General features: G+C 52.8%; 2 protein-coding genes. Both read right to left on the bottom strand.

Annotated features, from left to right (window positions below):
* Positions 1–909, bottom strand: a 909-nt coding sequence (locus ACTS3T_RS09260; protein WP_377968305.1) for a filamentous hemagglutinin N-terminal domain-containing protein, incomplete at its 3' end; no start/stop codon positions are given.
* A gap of 247 nt (positions 910–1,156) precedes the next feature.
* The gene (locus ACTS3T_RS09265) at positions 1,157–2,878 is read right to left on the bottom strand and encodes a ShlB/FhaC/HecB family hemolysin secretion/activation protein (protein WP_377968306.1); all 1,722 of its coding nucleotides are present in this window, start codon (positions 2,876–2,878) and stop codon (positions 1,157–1,159) included.
* Positions 2,879–3,213: the final 335 nt, after the last annotated feature.

A 3,213-nucleotide genomic window follows, 5' to 3' on the forward strand; every position in this document is an offset into this window, starting at 1 on the left:
ATTGGGACTGAGCAAGCTATTGGCACTGCCGTCTAGCTGCTCGACGCCAAAGTTGCCACCGCTCCAAAAGTAAGCATCGCCAATTACCGGATTAGCAGATCTCAGAAGCAAATCTCCGCCTGCAACCAGAGCGCTATCGGGATGGTTCAGCGCAAAAATATCGACACTGTCATTGCCTTGAAGCCGCAGTTCACCACCCGCCGAGGCGATAAAGGGATTGGTGGCATTGTCTCGAATTTGCACCGTGTCTTGGGCTTGCAGCGTTAAGTTACCTCCGGCATTAAGCTGTCCACTCAAATCTAGATTGACTGCATTGAGCTGCAAATCTTGCCCTACTGAGAGACTGGCCTGGTTGCGAATCTCGCTACGCTGGGCGGCGCTGTATTGCAACCCCGGTGTGAGGCTGACAGTGAGTAGGGTGGGAGCTTGTGGATTTGTGGCGCTAAACAATTGGCCGTTAAAGTCAAAGGCTTCTGCGCTGCTGACGAAGAAAGAACCTGTGATGTCGAGTTGAGCGTTGGGGCCAAAGACGATGCCGTTGGGATTGAGCAAAAACAGGTTGGCGCTGCCATCTACGCCCAAAGTGCCTAAGAGGTTGGAGGCATTGCTGCCCGTGACTCGACCCAAAATATTTTCAATACCTGCTGGGTTAGCAAAATAAACCCGTTGCAACTCTGCCACATTGAATTCGGCAAAGCTGTGGAAGAGGTTAACGCCGCGTGTGGCTCCGCCTTCAATCAGTTCAGCAGATTCGCCCCGTACGGGGATATCAGGCATAACGACGGAGGCTTCGTTACCGAGGGTAGTATCTGGGATGATTTGGGCGATCGCCGCTTGTTGTCCTAGCCAGACGGCAGAGGCTACGCCGCCAAGGATTAGCAGCGATCGCCAAAAATTCACAACAGGCATACAGAAAACCAAGTTTAACGTCGGTCATTGATTGCCCGTTACAACATGCCGATGCTGTACAGTTGGCGATCGAGAGGAAGTATCCGGGGTTACACGGATAATAATTCGTTTCCGGGATATTTTCGTTAAGCTCTTATGAAGATATTCGGTAGTTTACGAAGCAGGCTTGTGCAGAAATCTGTTAGTCGTCGATTAGCTTGAAGCTGCGATCGCTGCCGCAGATTCAGCCAGACTTGGGCAAACGCCTCTAAAAAAGCTGCCCTGAAAGGGTAAATAAAAGGCCGCTTTCTTGCAACGAGTCCCCCTCGGCGTTGTCATCGATTAGCGGAATGCCCCAGTCAAGGCGAGCCGTAAAGCGATCGCTGGCTTGCCATAGCAACCCTAACCCGATGGAAGCCAGCTGATCGGCTTCAGGATTGGGGCGATCGCCCCGGTTCCAAGCCAGCCCATAGTCTACAAAGGGCGTCAGTTGAACCAAACTTTCCCACTCAGGAATGCGCAGAATCGGCAAGCGCACCTCTAGAGAAGCAAACAATCCACTATCCGCAGTGGTGCGATCTTGGCGGTAGCCGCGAACGCTGCCCTCCCCACCCAGCCGAAACTGCTCTAGCGACAGCAGCGGGCGATCGGCTAGTTGCGTGTTAAATCGCGCTAGCAGCAGCGTGTCGCGAGCCAAAAGCTGCACCCATTGCGCTTGTCCTTGCCAGCTAAAAAAGTGGCTATCGGGCTGGTCATTTTCGTTGAGAGTGGCCTCAAACCAGTCAGTCCCCAGGTTAAACTGCGATCGCACAGCAATTACCTGATCAGCCCGTCGTTGCGTCCAGTCTTGACTAAAGCGTAAAGCCGTAATTTGAATTTCACCGCCCGCATCGGCTCCCGGCGTTGGGAAGCCCAACCGCTCGGTACCCGGTAGCTGAAACGTGCTACGGCTAACGTCGTGGGAAAGGGTTATCGCTAAAGCAAAGGCTTGACTAGGCGTTTGCCAAACAGGCTGGCGCAGGGTTAGTTCAACCCCTTCAGCGTCTGATTCAATATCTAAAATGTCAAAGTCAGCTTCAATCACGCGGCTGTCGCTGGTGCTATAGAGCAGCCCAATCGTACCGTTATGGGCATTGAAAGGAACGGTATAGCTGATGTCCCAGGCATCACTGCCTTCTGTTTGGCTATAACCCAACACCAGGCGATCGCCCAAGCCTAGCAAATTGCCCTCACTCAGCTGAGCGCGGCGGCGAAACGTACCAACTGTCGGCGATCGGCCATTATCTAAAATTAAATCAGCGCGGGTGCTGTCTGCTTCTGCAACCGTGACGGTTAACAAACTCTCCCCGGTTTGGGTACCCGCCGCCAAATCGGCTGAGAGCGACTCAATTAGCGGATCGAGTTGCAAAAGTTGTAGCCCTTCGATTAAGCGATTGACATTTAGGGGCGAGTCTGCCGCTACAGCAATGCGGCTGCGAACATAGTTAGGGTTCAGCCTTTCTAACCCTTCAATGGCGATCGCCTCCAACGTTCCTTCCACTACCCGAATTTCAACGATGCCTTCTGAAATGACCTGGTCGGTTGGTAGATAGGCTCCAGAAGTAATGTAGCCCGCCTCTACATAAAGCTGAGTCACCGCCGAGCGGGCTGCAAATAGCTCGGCAAAAGTGAGGGGTCGGTTGGTATAAGGAGCCGTCGCCCGACTGAGTTCGGCTTCGCTAAAGACCGTGCTGCCTACCACCCGAAACTGCTCAACCACCACCGTACCCGGCACATCCCACTCGGCATCCGGAGGGGCGATGACCGGGGGCAGCGGCAGTAAGTCGGCAGGTGAAGGCAGCGGCCTCGGCTCTGGAATGGGTTCTTGGGGTTGGGGCGGTAGGGTCGGCGTGATATCAGACGGCAGCGACTGAGCCAACACAGACGCTAAAACCGGAGAGGGGAATAAAGACGTGGAAAAAGCGATCGCAGGCAAAAGCGCAAACATCATAAGCTGTTCTAGAGCTGTCGCTGTTGAAGTTCAATCGCAAAAACTGTCCTGTAGCCGCAAAGTTAAAACGAACTCACTGTACAGCCTCACGGGTCAATCGACAACTCTTACAAGCGATCGCGCTACCCTGCACCTAGCCAACTGCAAGCGTCAATAGGCTTAGAAAAACTAGCTGGTTATCGCTGTAGCTACCAGCATTAATACCGATTCTTCAACGTAAAGGTACAGATGAGAATGCCGAAACGTCTGCAGAGCAAAGACTGTTCAATTCAAAATCGAAAATCTAAAATCGAGAATTGATATAAGACGCTTTCAGGACTAAAAGCCTTTGAAAA

Origin of the sequence: Almyronema sp., assembly GCF_052168255.1 — a bacterium.
Lineage (GTDB): Bacteria > Cyanobacteriota > Cyanobacteriia > Phormidesmidales > Phormidesmidaceae > Sphaerothrix > Sphaerothrix epifaneia.

Excerpts from the sequence above, each read along its gene's own strand:
- ACTS3T_RS09265 (WP_377968306.1), bottom strand. The coding sequence starts at position 2,878 with ATGATGTTTGCGCTTTTGCCTGCGATCGCTTTTTCCACGTCTTTATTC.